Raw genomic sequence first — 18,712 nt, forward strand, 5'->3', positions numbered from 1 at the left:
TTATTTGAAGCTGAAGGAGACCTGCTTCTTACCCTTTCCTTTCGACTCATAAAGTGCTTGATCCGCTACTTTTAATAACGATTCCGCACTGAATTCCACGCCCTCAGAAACCGCCATGCCGATGCTGCATCCGACATTTACCAACTCACCATTGGTAAGCAAGATATCTTCATTTATCACGCTCAAAAGGCGATTTGCTAAGCTTTCAAGCAAGTCTCTGGCAATTTTTTCATTAATCACAAAGACAAACTCATCTCCACCAATACGACAAACAAAGTCATACTCTCGTAACGCTTCTTGTAGACGTCTTGCTACATGTACCAAAACCTCGTCACCACTATGATGGCCGTGATTATCATTAATCGGCTTGAAGTTATCTAAATCGAGATACCCTAAATACACATTTACTGGCTGTCTCATCGAGCGAGCAGACATTTTATTCAGCTCGTTAAATAGATACTTTCGATTCGCCAGTTGCGTAAGGCTATCGTGGTAGGCATCAAACTCTAGCTTTTCTTGAAGTGATTTGCGCTTGTCGACCTCTGTTCTTAACTCTTCTAAACTCACGCTAAGTTCATGGGTACGCTTTTCTACCATTGCTTCCAATTCAAGTTCATGGGTTCTAAGTGCAGTATTCGCTTCAATGAGTGCTTGCTGATTTGCAAATGCGTCCATCGCAGATGCAATAACATGACTAACGGTATATAACAAATCCACTATGGCTTCCGAATATTCATCGCTGCGACGATAGGATTGGATCACAAACGCGCCTAAATGCTTGTCGCGATTGATTAGCGGAAAGCATAACCATTGCTTGGGGAAACTGCCTAACATTTCAATAATTCCCTTCTCGGTCAGTGCCATCAAAGCGTGCTCAGAATAGTTCTTTACGCTGTCAGAGCGCAGCGCATAACTGGTGAGCGTTTTGTCTATTTCAGGGCTAGTTAGACTATTTAATTCCTCGAGTGAAACACTGTCTTTGACATCGTGGAAATAGGGAAATTCAAACTCGCCATCTTGTCTTTGCAAAACCACATAGAAATTGTCCGCGTAAGTAATTTTTTGCACAATACAGTGCACATTCAACAAAAAGTGTTCCAAAGATTCGCTGGAGTTTAAGCACGAAACGATATCTGTCATGTTATCTATTACTTCAGGAAGTTCCGCCATCATTGATCGCCCTTTTGAATCATTAATTCTCAATCTCACAAAAGCTTAACTAGCAGTGCTAAAAATTACCAGAAATCAATTACTTTTTTATCCGGTCATCTAGGTGTCAGAGGTCTGTTGACCTTTCAATCTGATGTGTAACACTTTAAAATTCGCTGACTAGGGTTTAAACGGAATACATAATGAAATACTTACATACCATGGTACGTGTACGTAATCTTGATGAATCAATGAAGTTTTATTGCGACCTCTTAGGTCTCGTTGAAGTGAAACGTTATGACAGTGAACAAGGCCGCTTTAGTTTAATTTATCTCGCCGCCCCTGATCAATTTGAGCAAGCGCAGCAAAGCTTTTCTCCTACTATCGAACTTACCTATAACTGGGACCCGGAAGAATACTGCGGTGGTCGTAATTTTGGCCACTTGGCCTTTGCCGTAGAAAACATTTACGCACTTTGCCAAAAGCTGCAAGATGCAGGTGTGGTGATCAACCGACCACCGCGCTGTGGTCACATGGCATTTGTTAAATCTCCTGATGGCATTTCTATCGAGTTACTCCAACAAGGTGATGCTTTGCCTCCAGCCGAGCCTTGGCTGTCAATGGAAAACACGGGTAGTTGGTAATAATTGCTGATAATCACTAAAACACTGGAGCGATGTATTTAACTTGAATCAGAATATCCACCGCTCCTTCTCCCCTTACTTTAATAAGCAAGATGGTAGCTTTTAAGCAATTTTATCAGTTGCTTTTTGAACAGCTTGGAATCTAATACCTGTTGTAGCGCCTCAAAGTCCGATGCAGAATCTTTAGGCGCTAATATTGCTCTAAAATAGGTTTCATGAGGATTTTGAGAAAAGTGAAACACTCGCTTCCAACCATTTTTAGCAACAAGATATTCTGTCGTGGAACGACTGACGATGGCAATACTCACTCGTTTTTTGAAGAGCATTTCCAGTAGTGCTTCTTCGGAATTTACGTTCACTCGCTGGATATTGGCTTGCTCCACCCCGTGGTCCAAGTGGCGGTAGTAGTACCCTGCAATGGCACCAACCTGATTACCGTACAATGAGCTTGGGTGATAATATTCAAACGGATGTTCTACATGCGAGACAAATTCGTCCGTGTCATATATTAACGGGCTGCTCCACAAATACTTTTGTTTTTTGCGGTCATCAAACCAAGCTGGGTTTGCCCCTAAAATAAAACCTTTGAGCGTTTGCTGTTCGAGCTGCTTATCTAAGCGTTTACGTGGTACAAAACGTACTTCTACCTGCTGCTCTTTTTGCACGGCATTAATCAGTTTGGCTAAATCAAAATAAAGACCTTTTTGCGCTTCTAGATCAATAATATAGGGCGGCTTACGATGATATACGTAAAGAATTTGGGTTTCAGCAGCTGTCACTGAAAAGGCTACCATTAACCAAGTGAAAGTGGCAATAAAGTACTTTTTTAACACTGAGTGCCTCGTGTCTAACCTAAACTTTTCATACCAATCTAACTGCTAATACAGCCTAACGCCTTCTCAGCACACCAGTTAATTCCTTTTACATTTTTTTAAATGAGCAAAGGGACCAAAGGCCCCTTATTTTACAAAAATATAACAAAAACAAATTATGAACAAGTAATAACTGTGATCTGTATCACCCGTTTTATTACTTTCATTATGTCTGCCTTAGTATTAGGCAATTACTGACAACCATCTTTGTTATAAGACACTTTCAGCGCTGCCCCCGTTGGTGCGCCTGACACTTTCAAGTATCCCCAATATTCAGATTGCGCACTTATCTCGATGCACTCTTGGTTACCTTGATTGAACGAGCTTGCATCCACATTAGTGCCATTTGGCCATCCTGCATTGCTGTATTCAAGACCAAGATCACCACTACCATGGGCAGTTTTTATCACCACCGATTGTTGACCACTGACGTTCTCAAGGCTAAACCACATCGGATCTTGGCTTCCAAGGCAAATTGTTTCATCCGCTGCTAATCTACCATTAGAGACACTACCCTGCGACTGACATACGTCCTCTATTGTTGAATTTGTTACGATTTCTCCTAACAACTGCACATTTTCAAAGCGATTATAACCATGTAGCATAATGTAATAGGTGCCAGCGATAGGTGTAGTGATTTCACATACCTCTTCGTTGCCGGATTGGTATGGTCTGCAATCATACTCGCTGAACGTTGGCGCCGAGCCCAACTTAACGTAAAGATCGGCATCACCTGTACCTCCAGCCATGTTGATGACTAATTTATCAGTGCCAGCAGCGACATCGATTGAAAATGCAACTTGTTCATCTTGCTCGCCCGCAACCGTGACAGGTACGCCAGACTGTAGTTTGTTTGAAGTCGTTGCGTTTACAGTAGCCACTGTATTACTAGTGTGATTCAAACCGCTAGAGTCGCTCACTGTTAAGCTGATTTGATATTCGCCAGCTTGCACATAACTGTGCGTGGGATTGGCTTCATTACTTTGGCTACCATCACCAAAACGCCACAGATAAGTGAGTGCATCACCATCAGGGTCGACACTACCTTGGCTTGAAAATAGTATCGCTTGATTAACATCACCAGAGTATGGCCCATTAACTTCTGAAGTGGGTGCGTTATTCTGACCACCAGCAGCAAGCTCGTTGCACCATTGAACAAACTCTGATTGATACTGTGATGCGAGGCGGTCCATACGGGCTTGGTACGCATTCCAATTTGCTTGTCTCGTTTCCTGTCGCATTGCGAGCACTTCATCAAAGTGTTTTTCATACAGGAATCTCACCCCTAAATAACCCCAACGGTAAATTCTATCTTGATCAAAACCGTCATACGTCGTGCTGAAGATTTCGGCTAGCGTATATACTGAGCCATCTTTGATTGTATCTATTGCGGCTTGATTATCATTGAGGTTTGCAATGTACTCAGCCACCCCTTCGCTCCACCAGACGATAGGCTTAGTCGGAGCATTAAAGTCACCATACAGGTCAAAACGCCCATCAAGATAATGTACGTATTCATGCTCTAAGTTCCAGATGTAATGATCCGGCTTTGCATAACTGGCCTCGTATGCAACAAAATTAGCAACGTTATTCACATCGCTAGGATCACCCTCTAAATACATACCACCGTTGTCGGTGCTGATTTTAAAAATGGCTTTGGCATATTTTTTATAGTCTGCACTGCTATTAAAGATATTCACTTGCAGAAAATCATTGTTATCATCGGCAACCGGTAAGCGGCCTGTTTCCAACATAGTGTGGAATCGCCCTTCTTCTGCTTCCATGGTTTGACACGCTGAAGTCAATTGCTGAGCGGTGAGCGCTTGTGCTCTAATCTTTATTGTATCGCTACAACTATGTTGTTGAGAAAGTACTTTGGTCTCAAGTTCTTTATCAAAATTACAAATACCAAACTGGCCACAATCAGCATAATAGGTCGCGACATCAGCCGCAGCTAACCAGACACCATCGCCAAAACCATAACTGTTATAACGCGAGAATAAAGCGGTTAATTGCGTGTCGACTGACTCTTGAATAGCTGCACCATTGTACAATTTAAGTCGAGCCAATTCGCTCGCAGCATTGATGATTAGATATTCAGAGTCTGAATTTACCATCCAAGTTTGTGCGGTGAAACTCCCTAGTAAACTCACCAATTGTTGATCGTTTTTAACCAAAGCGACAAAGTTATCATTCCACTGACCACGATATAAGATAGTGAAAATGCCGTTTACCGCACTGCGCATATTCCACTTTTGAGCGTAGCTTTCATTCCATTTAGATAGCCATGCTTTTACAACTGGCAGATAGTGCCCTTGTAGTTCCGATGAGTCCATTGTAGTAATAGCCTCACCGAGTACTTTACCATGGGCATCATTGTCGTCGTAGAAATGGCTATTACTAACAAAAGCATCCAACGCATCTTTCACTGCAGGCTTAACCCAAGTAGCGAAAGCCACCTGATCATTGTAAAACTCAACATAAAAGCCAGCGCGAATAAATAAATAAAGCGCTTCGAGGTCGGCACTACCGTTGCCTGAGTAGCTTTGCGAAAGCGACTTGGCATTTTGCGCCGCAGCGTACATTTTATCTGAAGTGAATACTTGTGTTTGGATGCTGCTGTCAGCGGAGAACAATGCATTGATACAGCTCGTACCCTGTTGCTTTATTTCAGTAACAATTTGGCTACTGCTCGCACTTGCTAAGCTATTTAAATCACATGCAGCAATCGCTTCACTTTGGCCCACTGCCAGCGCTTGCAATAATGGCGTGTGTTTAGCAGATAATAGCGGCATGCTTCTTGTTGGTGAGTGTGCAACGGGTGCTCTATCATGCAAATCTTTGTGCTCATGGCCATGGGAAATGTTCGTTTCCACTTGAACCGATGCATCGAGCGGCTTAAAGAGTCGCTGTGATCCTTGATGTGCGTTGGCTGAATTTATCGCTGTAAGCGCAGATAACGCCAAAGTGAGTTTTGTAATTTTCATCATTTACCTTTCCTGTTGTGTATCCAAACCCGATTGGGTTATAGATTTTTAACACTAAAATTACAATGTATACAATATATTTTATATAACTTTATGGAATAGTAGCTCGACGGAAAAGCCACCATAATCTTAAAAACGGGTATCCAAAAGGGAAGGTCGTAGCTTATACATACACCCAATTGGTTGATCTTTATGATTAAAAATCCAACCAAGTGACGAAAAGCAGGAATAAAAATTTATAGTGAGTGGAATAAATTAGATCTTATCAATATGGGAAATAGCACCAGAAGAGATTTTTACTCTCACTCGATAAGTGGATAGCGTGATTGAATAAACACCGTCATTTGGTTTTTGTGCTAATAAATGCTGTAGCCCTAACAGCAACTCATCTGTATCGTTACCATTGCTGGTGTTTCTTGAATCTAGGTATTCTTTTCCCTGCTTCAGTGCCTTATCCAACACCACTGAAGCGACTTGCTGAGTAGACTTATTTTTCAACGTCTTAAACAATGCGCTTTTTAACAAACTCATGGTTATTCTCCTGATAAAGATACCGGCTCATACTGTCATATCATTTATGAACGGGTGCCTGATTGGTTTTGGGAACAATTCGAGTGTAACAAGCTCGCACTAAAAGTCTAAATCAAATTCGTTTCAAACTATGTCAGATGTGTATGGCCCCTACTCTATCTCAGCTAAATAATTTACTTGCTCAGCAAGTTGCTTACCAGAGAATAGCTTCGGTACAAAGTGTAATAGATTCAAGGAAAGCTGATGCTCTGAACGGGTGGTATTTACTAAGCTGGGTAAAGTGCCTAATTCACTGCTTATATCGTGCCAAACGGGATTTGCCTCATTGAGCTTGTCATAGGCAATCGTATTAAACTCGAAATTTTCAAAATATTCATCAACTAAGAACAACGGCTGAGTGAGCTTAAGCGAATCAAGTAACTCACGAGAGAAGCTTTGTCGAGCTTCTGAACTATTACTGGTAAAGAAGTGATCTGGTAGATTATAGCCAATGATTAAATCAGAGCTTGCATACAAGCTATTGGTATACAACAAAGCTGTGAGAATAAGATAGGTATCGTATCTTGCTAAACTCACACCTTGCAAAAGCTCACTCTGCTTACAAAGATCAGTCGCACATCGACTGCGCATGGTCCGCCAAAAATAATGTTGACTCTGAGAGAGATCCCGCGCTCCAACGCCTGCCAATCGAGATTTCCAGCTCGATATGAATAATTCAAACCCTTGTGTTTTAAATTGATCTACTTCAAATGACATCCTTTTCTCCTCAAATTGTTTGTACCAAAAATATACAGGCATCACACAAAGCTATTAAGAATATAGGGAAATGGCAATTACACGGTATTACAGCAGAAAAAGTAGAAATAAAAAGTACTTAAGGCTGTTATAGTAAAAAGCCCGCGGGTGCGGGCTTTAAAAGAAAGGATTACTTGTATTCAACTTCGATGATTTCATATTCAACAGCGCCGTTCGGCGTTTGAATATTCACTGTATCATCTAGTTCTTTACCGATTAATCCACGCGCAATCGGTGAATTAACAGAAATCAAGTTGTTCTTAAGATCGGCCTCGTCGTCACCAACGATACGATAAGTTACTTCTTTGTCTGTATCTACATTAACAATAGTCACAGTGCTACCAAAAATAACCTTGCCATTGTTCTGCATTTTAGTCACGTCGATGATCTGTGCTGTTGAAAGCTTAGCTTCAATTTCTTGAATTCGGCCTTCACAAAAACCTTGCTGCTCACGTGCAGCATGGTATTCAGCATTTTCTTTTAAGTCACCGTGTTCACGCGCTTCTGCAATATCTGCAACGATTTTCGGGCGAACAACTTTTTTTAAATGATTCAGTTCATCACGAAGCAATTCTTCGCCTCGTACTGTCATCGGAATTGATTGCATAAGTATCTCACTCATTGCCAGAGCTGACGCTCTGGCCTTGTTCTTTTTAGTTCAAACGCTGGTGTAATTCTTGAACAGAGTTTACAGAACTTCTGTCGTCAGCTTCATTCGCTGTACAGTTTGCAAACGCTGCGTTTAGCGTAGTGGTGTAGTTAGTCTTATGCTGAAGTGCACCACGACGTAACACCTTCGAGTCTTCAATAGCTTGGCGACCTTCGGTAGTATTAACGATATAGCTGTACTCACCATTCTTGATACGGTCAAGAATATGAGGACGGCCTTCGAATACTTTGTTTACGCGACGTACTTCAATACCCGCTTCTTCAAGCGCTTTCGCCGTACCATTCGTTGCATCTAACTCAAAACCAATTGCTTTCATTGTCTTAGCTAGTTCAACTACGCGTGCCTTATCACCATTGCGCACAGATAGTAGCGCGCGGCCGCCACGTGGTAAAGTGTTTGATGCACCTAATTGGGCTTTTGCGAATGCTTCGGCGAAGTTTTCACCAACACCCATCACTTCACCCGTCGAGCGCATCTCTGGACCACGCATTGGGTCAACGCCTGGGAACTTAGCGAATGGCAATACCACCTCTTTTACACTGTAATAAGGAGGGATAACTTCCTTCGTTATACCTTGGCTTTCAAGAGACTGGCCAACCATACAACGTGCAGCAACCTTTGCAAGTGCAACGCCTGTCGCTTTTGAAACAAATGGTACTGTACGAGCAGCACGCGGGTTAACTTCAATCAGGTAAACTTGACCGTCTTTCACCGCGAACTGGGTATTCATCAGGCCAACAACACCAAGCTCCAGCGCCATGTCACGGACTTGCTTACGCATCACGTCTTGAATACCTTGCGGCAGCGTGTGTGCTGGTAATGAACAGGCCGAGTCACCCGAGTGAACACCTGCTTGCTCGATGTGCTCCATAATACCGCCGATGATAACCCTCTCACCGTCACAGATAGCATCTACGTCTACTTCAATTGCATCATCTAAGAAGCGGTCAAGTAGTACTGGTGCTTCATTAGAAACAGACACCGCTTCTGTCATGTAGCGACGTAAGTCATCTTCATCGTACACAATTTCCATTGCACGACCACCAAGTACGTATGATGGACGAACAACCAATGGGAAGCCAATTTCTTGTGATTTAGCAACCGCTTCTTCTAGTGACGTTACCGTTGCGTTTTCTGGCTGTAGTAGGTTTAGACGCTCTACAAGCTGTTGGAAGCGCTCACGGTCTTCTGCACGGTCGATGGCGTCGGGAGAAGTACCAATCACTGGTACACCATTCGCTTCAAGATCTCGTGCCAGTTTAAGTGGAGTTTGACCACCGTACTGAACGATCACGCCTTTTGGCTTTTCAACACGGACAATTTCTAGCACGTCTTCCAGTGTAATTGGCTCGAAGAATAAGCGATCAGACGTATCGTAGTCTGTTGAAACTGTCTCTGGGTTACAGTTAACCATGATAGTTTCATAGCCATCTTCACGCATCGCAAGGGCTGCGTGTACACAGCAGTAATCGAATTCGATACCTTGACCGATACGGTTAGGACCGCCACCGATAACCATGATTTTGTCTTTGTCAGAAGGATTCGCTTCACATTCTTCATCATACGTTGAGTACATGTAAGCGGTGTCTGAGCTAAATTCTGCAGCACATGTGTCTACGCGCTTGTAAACTGGCAGAATTTCAAGCTGGTGACGCTTCTTGCGAATTTCTTTTTCTGATACGCCTGCGATTTCGGCAATGCGCGCATCTGAGAAACCTTTACGCTTCAAGCGGCGCAGGAAGTCTTTGTTTAGACCTGCCATGCCCACTTCGGCGATTGTCGCTTCATCTTTTAAGATGTCTTCGACTTGAACTAGGTACCAAGGGTCAACTTTAGTGAGTTCAAATACCTCTTCAACAGACATGCCGTGACGCATCGCATCAGCAATGTACCAAATACGCTCAGCACCTGGCTCGCGTAATTCACGGATGATCGTTTCTTTTGCGTTTGGCGCGTCAAGTGCAACGATTGGGTTCAAACCCGTTGCGCCCACTTCTAGGCCTCGTAGTGCTTTTTGTAATGACTCTTGTTGGTTACGACCAATTGCCATTACCTCACCAACTGACTTCATTTGCGTAGTTAGACGGTCGTTTGAACCTGCGAATTTTTCGAAGTTAAAACGAGGGATTTTAGTCACTACGTAGTCGATTGATGGCTCAAATGATGCTGGAGTTGCACCACCTGTGATGTCGTTTTGAAGCTCATCAAGCGTATAACCTACGGCAAGCTTGGCAGCGATTTTAGCGATCGGGAAGCCCGTTGCTTTTGAGGCAAGCGCAGAAGAGCGCGATACACGCGGGTTCATCTCGATGATAACCATACGGCCATCAACAGGGTTTACACCAAACTGAACGTTTGAACCACCCGTTTCAACACCAATTTCACGAAGTACCGCCATCGAGGCGTTACGCATGATTTGGTATTCTTTATCAGTTAGCGTTTGTGCTGGTGCAACTGTGATTGAGTCACCAGTGTGTACGCCCATTGGGTCGAAGTTTTCGATTGAACATACGATGATACAGTTGTCGTTTTTGTCACGAACCACTTCCATCTCATATTCTTTCCAGCCTAATAGGCTTTCATCGATAAGCAGTTCATTGGTTGGCGAAAGGTCAAGACCACGAGTGCAGATCTCGTCAAACTCTTCCATGTTATACGCAACACCACCACCGGTGCCGCCCATCGTGAATGAAGGACGAATAATACATGGGAACCCGATGCGAGTTAAGATATCGTGCGCTTCATCCATTGAGTGTGCAATTTCAGCACGAGGACATTCTAAGCCGATATTTTTCATCGCCGCGTCAAAACGCTCGCGGTTTTCCGCTTTATCGATTGCATCTGCAGTCGCACCAATTAGCTCAACGCCATGTTTAGCAAGCACACCGTGCTTATCTAGGTCTAGCGCACAGTTTAGAGCTGTTTGGCCACCCATAGTAGGCAGCACCGCATCAGGCTTTTCTTTTTCGATGATCTTTTCTACCACTTCCCAGTGAATAGGCTCGATGTAAGTTGCATCCGCCATTTCAGGATCAGTCATGATAGTCGCAGGGTTAGAGTTTACAAGAATAACTCTATAGCCTTCTTCTCTAAGCGCTTTACAGGCCTGAGCACCAGAGTAATCGAATTCACATGCTTGGCCGATAACGATTGGGCCTGCGCCCAAAATCAGAATGCTTTTTATGTCGGTACGTTTTGGCATTATTACTCCGGTCTAATTAAGCGTTGCGAGATTGCATTAATTCAATGAAATGGTCGAATAGCGGTGCCGCATCATGTGGACCAGGACTTGCTTCAGGGTGACCTTGGAAGCTAAACGCTGGCTTATCAGTACGGTGAATACCTTGCAGTGTGCCATCGAACAGTGACTTGTGCGTTGCACGTAGCGTATCAGGAAGCGTTGCTTCATCAGCAGCAAAACCGTGGTTTTGTGCAGTGATCATCACGACATCACGATCTAAGTCTTTAACCGGGTGGTTACCACCATGGTGACCAAACTTCATTTTTACTGTTTTCGCACCAGAAGCGAGTGCTAATAGCTGATGGCCTAAACAAATACCAAAAATAGGTGTATCTGTTTCTAAAAATGCTTTGATTGCTTCAATGGCATAAGTACATGGCTCAGGGTCGCCAGGGCCGTTTGATAGGAAGATACCATCAGGGTTTAATGCAAGTACGTCAGCAGCGGAGGTTTCTGCTGGAACAACGGTTAACTTACAGCCTCTATCAACTAACATTCTAAGAATGTTCTTTTTCACACCAAAATCGTACGCAACAACATGGAATTTTTCTTCTTCAGCAGAAAGCGTTTTAAAGCCCTCGCCTAGAGTCCAGCTTGATTCACGCCATTCAAACTGAGATTCTGTTGTTACTACTTTTGCTAAATCCATCCCTTTCAAGCCAGGGAATGCTTGCGCCGCTTCTAGCGCTTTTTGCTCGTCTACTTCGTCGCCTGCGATGATACAGCCGTTTTGAGCGCCTTTATCACGTAAAATACGAGTTAGTTTACGAGTATCAATATCTGCGATCCCTAAGATATTGCGTTCTTTCAAGTAATCACTCAATGATTGTTCGTTACGGAAATTACTCGCAAGCAGTGGTAAGTCACGGATCACTAGGCCTTTTGCCCAGATCTTGTCCGCTTCCTCATCTTCGCTGTTAGTACCGGTGTTGCCGATATGTGGGTAAGTAAGCGTAACGATTTGTTCCGCGTATGAAGGATCCGTTAAGATCTCTTGATACCCCGTCATTGACGTATTGAATACCACCTCACCGACTGACATACCGTCAGCACCGATAGCAGTACCGCGAAACACCGTGCCGTCTTCAAGGACTAACAGAGCGGATTTAGTCAAGTTAACCTCCTAATAGTAAAAAACGGGCGAAAGCAAAACGCTCAACATCCCGTCTACAAAGCGCTTGGTAACACGCAGTTATTAAAATTTTGGCAAATTCGTTATAGTCTACAGCATGAATGCCTTTTCGTCTAATACAAATCACAAAAATTATAAAAATAAGCCATTAAACTCTTTTTTTGCTTTAAAGCCTCAAAATGTTATACTTATTTCTTTAAATCTAGCACATCTTGCATATCATAAAGGCCTGCTGGTTTATCTTTTAGCCACTGCGCAGCCCTTACAGCACCTGATGCAAAGGTCAATCTCGACGCCGCTTTATGTGTTAATTCAAGCCTTTCCCCCATTGTCGAGAAGTAAGCTGTATGTTCACCAACTATATCTCCCGCTCTGAGGACCGAATAACCGATTTCTTGTTGAGATTTCGCGTCATGGCTCTGACTTCGGTCGTAAACCGCAACCTCGTCATGTTGCCAGCCTTTTGCTTCTGCAATCGCCTCTCCGATAGCGAGCGCAGTTCCTGATGGCGCGTCGATTTTGTTGCGATGGTGCGCTTCGAAAATTTCAATATCCATGTCGTCAGCTAGCTTTTGTGCGGCTGTTTGTACTAAGTTAAGCAGCAGATTGATGCCAACGCTATAGTTGCGAGAAAACACAATTGGGATATCTTTTGCGGCTTCCACCAACAGCGCCATTTCACTTGCTGTCAGTCCAGTAGTACCGATCACCATCGGTTTTTTAGCGGCAATTGCAGCTGATAAATGCTGCTTCATACCCTCTGGCAAAGTGAAGTCTATTAATACGTCAACATTTTCAAGCTTACTTTGCTCGGAGCTAAAACAGATATTTGCGTCTGCTTGAGGCTGCAATTGATTAACTGCTTTATCAAGATATTGTGAATTATCTCGTACAAAAGCGTTGGCCAGCTCTACTTGTTGCGACAAATAACAGGCTTCAATCAATGCTAACCCCATTCTGCCATTCGCACCGTAAATACCTATTCTTGTCATACGTTACCCTTTTTATTTGCGATGTTGATTATCCAAAAGGCAGCAACGATGGCTAACCGGATAATAGAAATGTGTTTTTGCGGGAGTAGAGTTTACCGTATCTGTGTGTCATAGTCAGTTAAGTTGAAAATAATAAAACATTAGACTTTAGACGTCTAAACATATAAACTGCCGCGCTTACTCACCTATTGAAGTTGAGAGATTTTCATCTTATACCAATTGCATTAAGTAAATGGGCTATTTTGAAGCGGAGAAATAGTTTTAGTAGCTCCGCTCTCGCGTCCTGCTACTGCCAAGGTGCCTATCTCCATATAGGCAAGGCAAAAATTTTGCTATTTAGTTGTTCTAAATGAGAAATTTTTAACGAAGCGAATATGCTAATTCACCCTTCAAATTGGTTAGAGGATTAATACAATTGGTACTAGGTGTGTTGTGCGGTTTTACAGCTGGTTATTGGCTGTGCTTTATTGTTGGGGAGTGCTATGCAACCAAATTACAATCAAACAAAGGCGAAACTATCATTATTGCCGCTGTTGACCTTTGTAGGGATTTTTCTTGGCGCAGGATTGTATTTGCAATCACAAGGCGTTGACTATGCCTTTTATCAATTAAAAGCTCCTGTCGCGATTTTACCAGCCATCGTTCTCGCTTTTTTACTTAATAAAGATACCATCAACCGCAGTGTCGAAACTTTTATTCAAGGCGCAGGACACAGCAATATCATCACCATGTGCCTCATCTATTTATTAGCTGGTGCTTTTTCTGCGGTTGCAAGTGCCACTGGCGGTGTTGACGCTGTGGTTAACGCCGGTTTATCACTTATTCCCCCGGCATTTTTATTACCCGGCTTGTTCCTTATTTCTGCTGTCGTCTCTACCGCTATGGGAACCTCCATGGGCACAATTGGTGCAATTGGACCTATTGCTGTTGCCGTCGCGATGAAAACCGGAATTGATCCGGCACTTATGGCTGGTACCATCGTTTCGGGGGCAATGTTTGGCGATAACTTATCTATTATTTCCGATACCACAATTGCAGCAACGCGAACGCAAGGCTGTGAAATGAAAGATAAATTTAGAGAGAATCTAAAAATAGCCCTACCAGCTGCACTGCTGACTGTTTTACTCTTGGTATTTTTAACCCCAGAGCCGCAGGTTGTAGAAACCAAACCGTTTGATTGGTTATTAGTTTTACCATACGCATTTATTTTGGTCTTAGCGGTGATTGGTATCAATGTTTTTGTTGTGCTCTTTAGTGGTATCGTTTTTGCTGGCTGTATGGGTTTTGCCGGTGACTATCAAGGCGCTGCGTTCTTAAACGATATCTATAATGGCTTTAGTGATATGCAGGAGATTTTCTTGCTGTCGATGTTCATTGGTGGTTTATCTGAATTTATTCGTATCAATGGCGGCCTAGATTTTTTAGCCAAACAGATCCAAAAAATTACCAGCATTATCGCGAAATGGCACCGTCAAGTAGCTGATCAACTCGGTATTGCTGCACTCGTGTTAACAAGTAACTTGTGTATCGCAAATAACACGGTAAGTATCATAGTTGCTGGCCCCGTTGCTAAAAAACTGGCTGAAGATGGAAAGATCTCAGCTAAGCGTTCGGCAAGCTTATTAGATATTTTTGCTTGTGTTATGCAAGGCTCTTTACCCTATGGTGCACAAGCACTGCTACTCGGGGCCACGTTTAAAATCAGCCCTTGGGACGTATCTAGTTCTTCTTATTACTGTTTCATTTTGGCTTTCACCGCCATTACCGTTATCTGCCTAAGAAGAAATAAAGCATAATTTATTCGGTTTACGCGCCCAACTTTGGGCGCTTTTGTTATACTTTCATTTTTAACACTATCCGAATTAATAAATGAAAATCAACACGCTCATCATTTCCTCCTCACTCGCTTTTAGCACATTTAGTTACGCTGCTGATTGGAGTACAACGCAACTACATATAAACCACGGTGATTTCAAAAACCCGTTTAGCAGAAACGAAGCAACGGCAACGATTTACTCATTACAACATGCGTCCGGATATCGCTACGGCGATAATTTCTTCTTTATCGATTACAGCAAAGATGACCTTAGTGATGGCTACCAAGACGGTGACTTTTATGGAGAGTGGTATTCAAGCTTGTCGATGTCAAAGATTGCTGGCTTTAAGTCTTCTTTCGACACCATAGCTGACGTTAACTTAACAATGGGTTTCAATGCAGCCGGAGACGCTAAGGTGATGAAATACTTGCCTGGTGTCAAAGTAAATTGGAATTTTGACGGGTTCAATTTTTTCTCTTCTACATTCACACTTTATCAAGACGATAGCCAAGGTATTAGTCGTGGCGGTGCGCCTAAAGAAAGTGATAGCTGGATGATAGATCTCGCTTGGGGTTACCCCTTTACAATTGGCGAGCAAAAGTTCTATCTCACAGGCCACGTAGAATATATTGGCAAGCGAGAGAACGAGTTGGGTAATGACGTAAAAGGTTGGTTGCTCGCGCAGCCAATTCTCCAATGGGATCTCGGCTACGCGATGGGCATGCCTGACAACCAATTAATGTTAGGTGTTGAATGGCAATATTGGCGCAACAAACTTGGCACAGATACCAATGAATCTGTTCCCCAGCTACACCTAGCGTGGACTTTCTAACTCTGAACTCGCTGTTGACCTTTGATTTTACTCTGTGACGGTTGAGTCAGAGGTACTCATTATTTGTCATCCCCTACCTGACTACATCCACCATTCAACGTATACAAAACCGTGTTGTGTTCTACTGTGGTAATAGTTTTTTGTGATGGATTCGTGCGTACACCAAGATAGCGCAACTTCCAATAGCGACGCATTCGTCGATACACTAGCGGCCACTTTTTGCTGCTCAGACAACAGCGCATTATAAGACGCAATCAACTCTGGGAGCTGTAATGTATAAACATATTTCTCCATATTGCTGCCGTAATCACTTTGGAGCAATATGGGTAAAGTCGAAATAAGAAGCTCAACTTGATCTGCTCTTGGCTGTATGCCATTTCTACTTTTTTGAAAAATTAGCTCCTTCCAAGTAAACACAATAGATAATTCTTTATCCTCTACCGCACTTAGCTGAGTTTTCACTGGATTCATATAGCGCCTATAGTTTTTCCACTGATTGGCAAGCAGATAAACATTTAATAAATTTAACCCAGTATAACTCGCTTCGTATGCTTGCTCTGCTTTTTGATGATAGAGGAAAGCGTGCCTATATAGTCTCGCAGCATGCTGATACTTACTCATATCAAAATAAACATTAGCTAAGTTATTGTTAAGCGCCACTTCAAGTTGCTCATCCTTCACCTCAGACAATGTCGGCGCTAAAATATTGATTGCTTCTTCTAATTGCCCTGTTGTTCGATATAAAACGGCGAGATTATTAACGATAAGTGGCCTTTGCTCGTAAGTTGATTACTTAAGTGCACATTCATAGTTTTTTTGCGCAAGCGCAGGCTTACCGATCCGGCGATAATAAATCGCGAGGTAATTTGCAAGTTGCCCCTTTTCGGACTGCAAATACGCAAGCCACTCAGTATTGTCGGAAAATAGCGCTACTATTTCACGAATTCTGACTGTATCGTTTGTTTTAATTGCAGCTTCTAAATCGGCGCGATGTAACTCATAGATACCTTTAGAGGATTGTTGGTAACACTGCTTCATATACTCGAGTTGCTTGTGTTGGGTTAGAGATGTTTAAATCTTGAATAACCTGTAATGTCTTAAACAATTCATCAGGGGCGAGTACTGTCAGAGAAGAAACAATAATTAAAACTGGTAGCACTTTCGCTCTCCGATTTCCTAATTTAAAGTAATCATAGTGGAGCTTCCGCTGGTTGGCAAAATGCCCGAGCGTGCAGAAGTATAAAACCGCTAGCGACTTCATCAAAATATGGACTCTGTGACTACAAAAACTAAAAGCAGCACAACAAGGTATTTAATCGATGCAGAAAGACACAGTAATTAAACAGTCACAGCTTAATAAAAAGATGACACAGGCTATCGAGTATTTTACTTCGGGTCAAGACCAAGCGGCAGAACAAGCATTTCAGCAGCTATATCAACAGCAGCCCACCCAGCAGGTCATTTTATATCTCGCACAATTGGCGCAGCGTAGACAAGCCGGGAGTGAATGGATTGAACAACTTGAAGCACTGCTACATAAACACCCAGATGTACCAGATAGCTATTATATTCTCGCTCGCAGTTATCAACAAAACAGACAACTACCACTCGCCGCTCAAACCTTCTATCAAGCGCTAGGATGGCGCTTGCAGCATGACGCACTGACAAACATTGCAGCTGTTCAATCATCCGAAATACCAATACATGAAAGCGCGAGCTCAACCAAACTAACTCCTGAAAACGCATTACACCTATTACTACAAACGTTATCATCCTTAAAAAAGGCGGGGTTTTATGCTTTTCCTACGGCTGGTACTTTGCTTGGGTTAGAGCGTGAAGGTCAACTCTTAGAAAATGATAAAGATGTTGATATTGGTATCGACTGGTCTCACATGGAAAGCGCAATCGAACATTTACAGCATCTTGGCTGGCAGGAAGAGGCACAATCCTATGGACTTATAAACCCTCGATGTTTTCGCCACCAATCAGGCTTAGTGCTTGACCTTTGCGGTTATGCCACAGAGCAAAGCACTGGAGACACCATATCAGGTTTATGGATGCAAGACGTACCTTTTACTTGGAATAGAGTGACGCGTTTCTCTGCTATTCAAGTTGTGAGCATCAGTTCACCTGCCGGAGAAATTTGTTATCCTCAGTATCCAGAACAAATCTTACAAGCATTATATGGGCTGGATTGGAAAATACCTGACGCAAATTTTGATACCATCGTCTGCGCCCCGAATATTATGCAAGATTCCTACTTATATTACTGTTATGCCTACTCTCACCTCTACACTGAGTGGAAAAAAGGCAACTTCAAAAAAATGCATGTAATACTTGGGGTGCTAATACAATTCAAGCCTCACGACAGTCTTTTAAAAAATCTTATACAGTTCGTACAAAAGCAGATGAGATCACAACAGCCGTGCCGTGTTTTAGCGCTTGGTTTTTTTGATCTGCTTCACCCTGGTCACTTAACGTATTTGTCGTTAGCGAAATCACACGGAGACTACTTAGTTGTTGGGGTCGCACCGGATGCTTTTGCGTTAAAAAGTAAGGGACGACCGCCAATAATGGATCAAGACGAGCGCTTAAGTATTATTAAGGCATTAGCATGCGTCGATAAAGCGGTTTTAGTCGGTGCACCAATGGCTGATACTGAGCGAGCAACGCACTGGATCGCACAACAAAGAGTAAACCTTGTGATCTGCGGTGATGAATGGCAACACACGCCCCGCTGGCAGGCATTGGAAGCAGCTTTAGCACCACAAAATATTCAGGTTGTTTATATCCCTTATACCCAAGGAATTTCTAGCACTAAAATTAAAGAAAGAATACAAAACTTCAATGAGAGTTAACGCTGTGTATCTGCTGGGAGCGAGTGTTGAAACGTGTAAATGGGTGTTCCACATTATTTTTGAGCCGAAACCTTCATTGCAAGCCATCGGTGGGTAAACCACCTACCATATTGCACTGTGCTTATACCATTTTGAATAATTAACTGGTCAGATTTATCCAGTCCCTAAAGCACAATGATTTCACCCTGTCAG

15 protein-coding genes and 1 pseudogene are annotated in these 18,712 nt (G+C 42.9%); 4 read left to right on the forward strand and 12 right to left on the reverse strand.

The window, feature by feature from the left end:
- Entirely contained in the window at positions 1–1,173 is a 1,173-nt protein-coding gene (locus tag CKO50_RS09185; protein WP_095727906.1) for a sensor domain-containing diguanylate cyclase, read from the reverse strand.
- 179 nt (positions 1,174–1,352) lie between these two features.
- On the opposite strand from CKO50_RS09185, the gene CKO50_RS09190 reads away from it, so the two are divergent.
- Complete coding sequence (locus CKO50_RS09190; protein WP_095727907.1) at positions 1,353–1,793, forward strand: VOC family protein; 441 nt, start codon at positions 1,353–1,355, stop codon at positions 1,791–1,793.
- An 80-nt stretch (positions 1,794–1,873) separates the two neighbouring features.
- On the opposite strand, the gene CKO50_RS09195 is transcribed toward CKO50_RS09190, so the two are convergent.
- The 8 genes from CKO50_RS09195 to dapB form a co-directional block, all read right to left on the reverse strand.
- Positions 1,874–2,626 (reverse strand): transporter substrate-binding domain-containing protein, encoded by a 753-nt coding sequence (locus CKO50_RS09195; protein WP_095727908.1) that lies wholly within the window; start codon positions 2,624–2,626, stop codon positions 1,874–1,876.
- Positions 2,627–2,856: 230 nt separating this feature from the next.
- Positions 2,857–5,655, reverse strand: a complete 2,799-nt coding sequence (locus tag CKO50_RS09200; RefSeq protein ID WP_095727909.1) for a collagenase — start codon at positions 5,653–5,655, stop codon at positions 2,857–2,859.
- A 252-nt stretch (positions 5,656–5,907) separates the two neighbouring features.
- Positions 5,908–6,183, reverse strand: a complete 276-nt coding sequence (locus CKO50_RS09205; RefSeq protein ID WP_095727910.1) for a hypothetical protein — start codon at positions 6,181–6,183, stop codon at positions 5,908–5,910.
- Between the two features lie 150 nt (positions 6,184–6,333).
- The gene (locus tag CKO50_RS09210; RefSeq protein WP_095727911.1) at positions 6,334–6,939 is read right to left on the reverse strand and encodes a hypothetical protein; all 606 of its coding nucleotides are present in this window, start codon (positions 6,937–6,939) and stop codon (positions 6,334–6,336) included.
- 169 nt (positions 6,940–7,108) lie between these two features.
- Positions 7,109–7,585: a transcription elongation factor GreA gene (gene greA, locus CKO50_RS09215; RefSeq protein ID WP_010377973.1), complete on the reverse strand. Its 477-nt coding sequence runs from the start codon at positions 7,583–7,585 to the stop codon at positions 7,109–7,111.
- Between the two features lie 46 nt (positions 7,586–7,631).
- Positions 7,632–10,850, reverse strand: a complete 3,219-nt coding sequence (gene carB, locus CKO50_RS09220; RefSeq protein ID WP_095727912.1) for a carbamoyl-phosphate synthase large subunit — start codon at positions 10,848–10,850, stop codon at positions 7,632–7,634.
- A 16-nt stretch (positions 10,851–10,866) separates the two neighbouring features.
- A complete protein-coding gene (gene carA, locus CKO50_RS09225; protein ID WP_010377970.1) occupies positions 10,867–12,003 on the reverse strand; it encodes a glutamine-hydrolyzing carbamoyl-phosphate synthase small subunit in 1,137 nt (378 codons plus the stop codon).
- 206 nt (positions 12,004–12,209) lie between these two features.
- The gene (dapB, locus tag CKO50_RS09230; protein WP_095727913.1) at positions 12,210–13,013 is read right to left on the reverse strand and encodes a 4-hydroxy-tetrahydrodipicolinate reductase; all 804 of its coding nucleotides are present in this window, start codon (positions 13,011–13,013) and stop codon (positions 12,210–12,212) included.
- A 482-nt stretch (positions 13,014–13,495) separates the two neighbouring features.
- Between dapB and CKO50_RS09235 the strand changes: the two genes are divergently transcribed.
- Positions 13,496–14,809 carry a Na+/H+ antiporter NhaC family protein gene (locus CKO50_RS09235; RefSeq protein ID WP_095727914.1) on the forward strand — a complete coding sequence of 438 codons (1,314 nt, stop codon included), beginning with the start codon at positions 13,496–13,498 and terminating at the stop codon, positions 14,807–14,809.
- A 73-nt stretch (positions 14,810–14,882) separates the two neighbouring features.
- The gene (locus CKO50_RS09240) at positions 14,883–15,662 is read left to right on the forward strand and encodes a nucleoside-binding protein (RefSeq protein WP_095727915.1); all 780 of its coding nucleotides are present in this window, start codon (positions 14,883–14,885) and stop codon (positions 15,660–15,662) included.
- 81 nt (positions 15,663–15,743) lie between these two features.
- Here CKO50_RS09240 and CKO50_RS24565 read toward each other — a convergent pair whose 3' ends face one another.
- The 3 genes and pseudogenes from CKO50_RS24565 to CKO50_RS24570 form a co-directional block, all read right to left on the reverse strand.
- The gene (locus CKO50_RS24565; RefSeq protein WP_255229509.1) at positions 15,744–16,343 is read right to left on the reverse strand and encodes a hypothetical protein; all 600 of its coding nucleotides are present in this window, start codon (positions 16,341–16,343) and stop codon (positions 15,744–15,746) included.
- Positions 16,344–16,382: 39 nt separating this feature from the next.
- Positions 16,383–16,427 (reverse strand): annotated as a pseudogene (locus CKO50_RS25100) (hypothetical protein); the annotation flags it as partial.
- Positions 16,428–16,451: 24 nt separating this feature from the next.
- Complete coding sequence (locus tag CKO50_RS24570; RefSeq protein WP_255229508.1) at positions 16,452–16,700, reverse strand: hypothetical protein; 249 nt, start codon at positions 16,698–16,700, stop codon at positions 16,452–16,454.
- 281 nt (positions 16,701–16,981) lie between these two features.
- Between CKO50_RS24570 and CKO50_RS09250 the strand changes: the two genes are divergently transcribed.
- A complete protein-coding gene (locus CKO50_RS09250; protein ID WP_095727916.1) occupies positions 16,982–18,520 on the forward strand; it encodes an adenylyltransferase/cytidyltransferase family protein in 1,539 nt (512 codons plus the stop codon).
- Positions 18,521–18,712: the final 192 nt, after the last annotated feature.

Origin of the sequence: Pseudoalteromonas sp. HM-SA03 (assembly GCF_002289345.1) — a bacterium.
Lineage (GTDB): Bacteria > Pseudomonadota > Gammaproteobacteria > Enterobacterales > Alteromonadaceae > Pseudoalteromonas.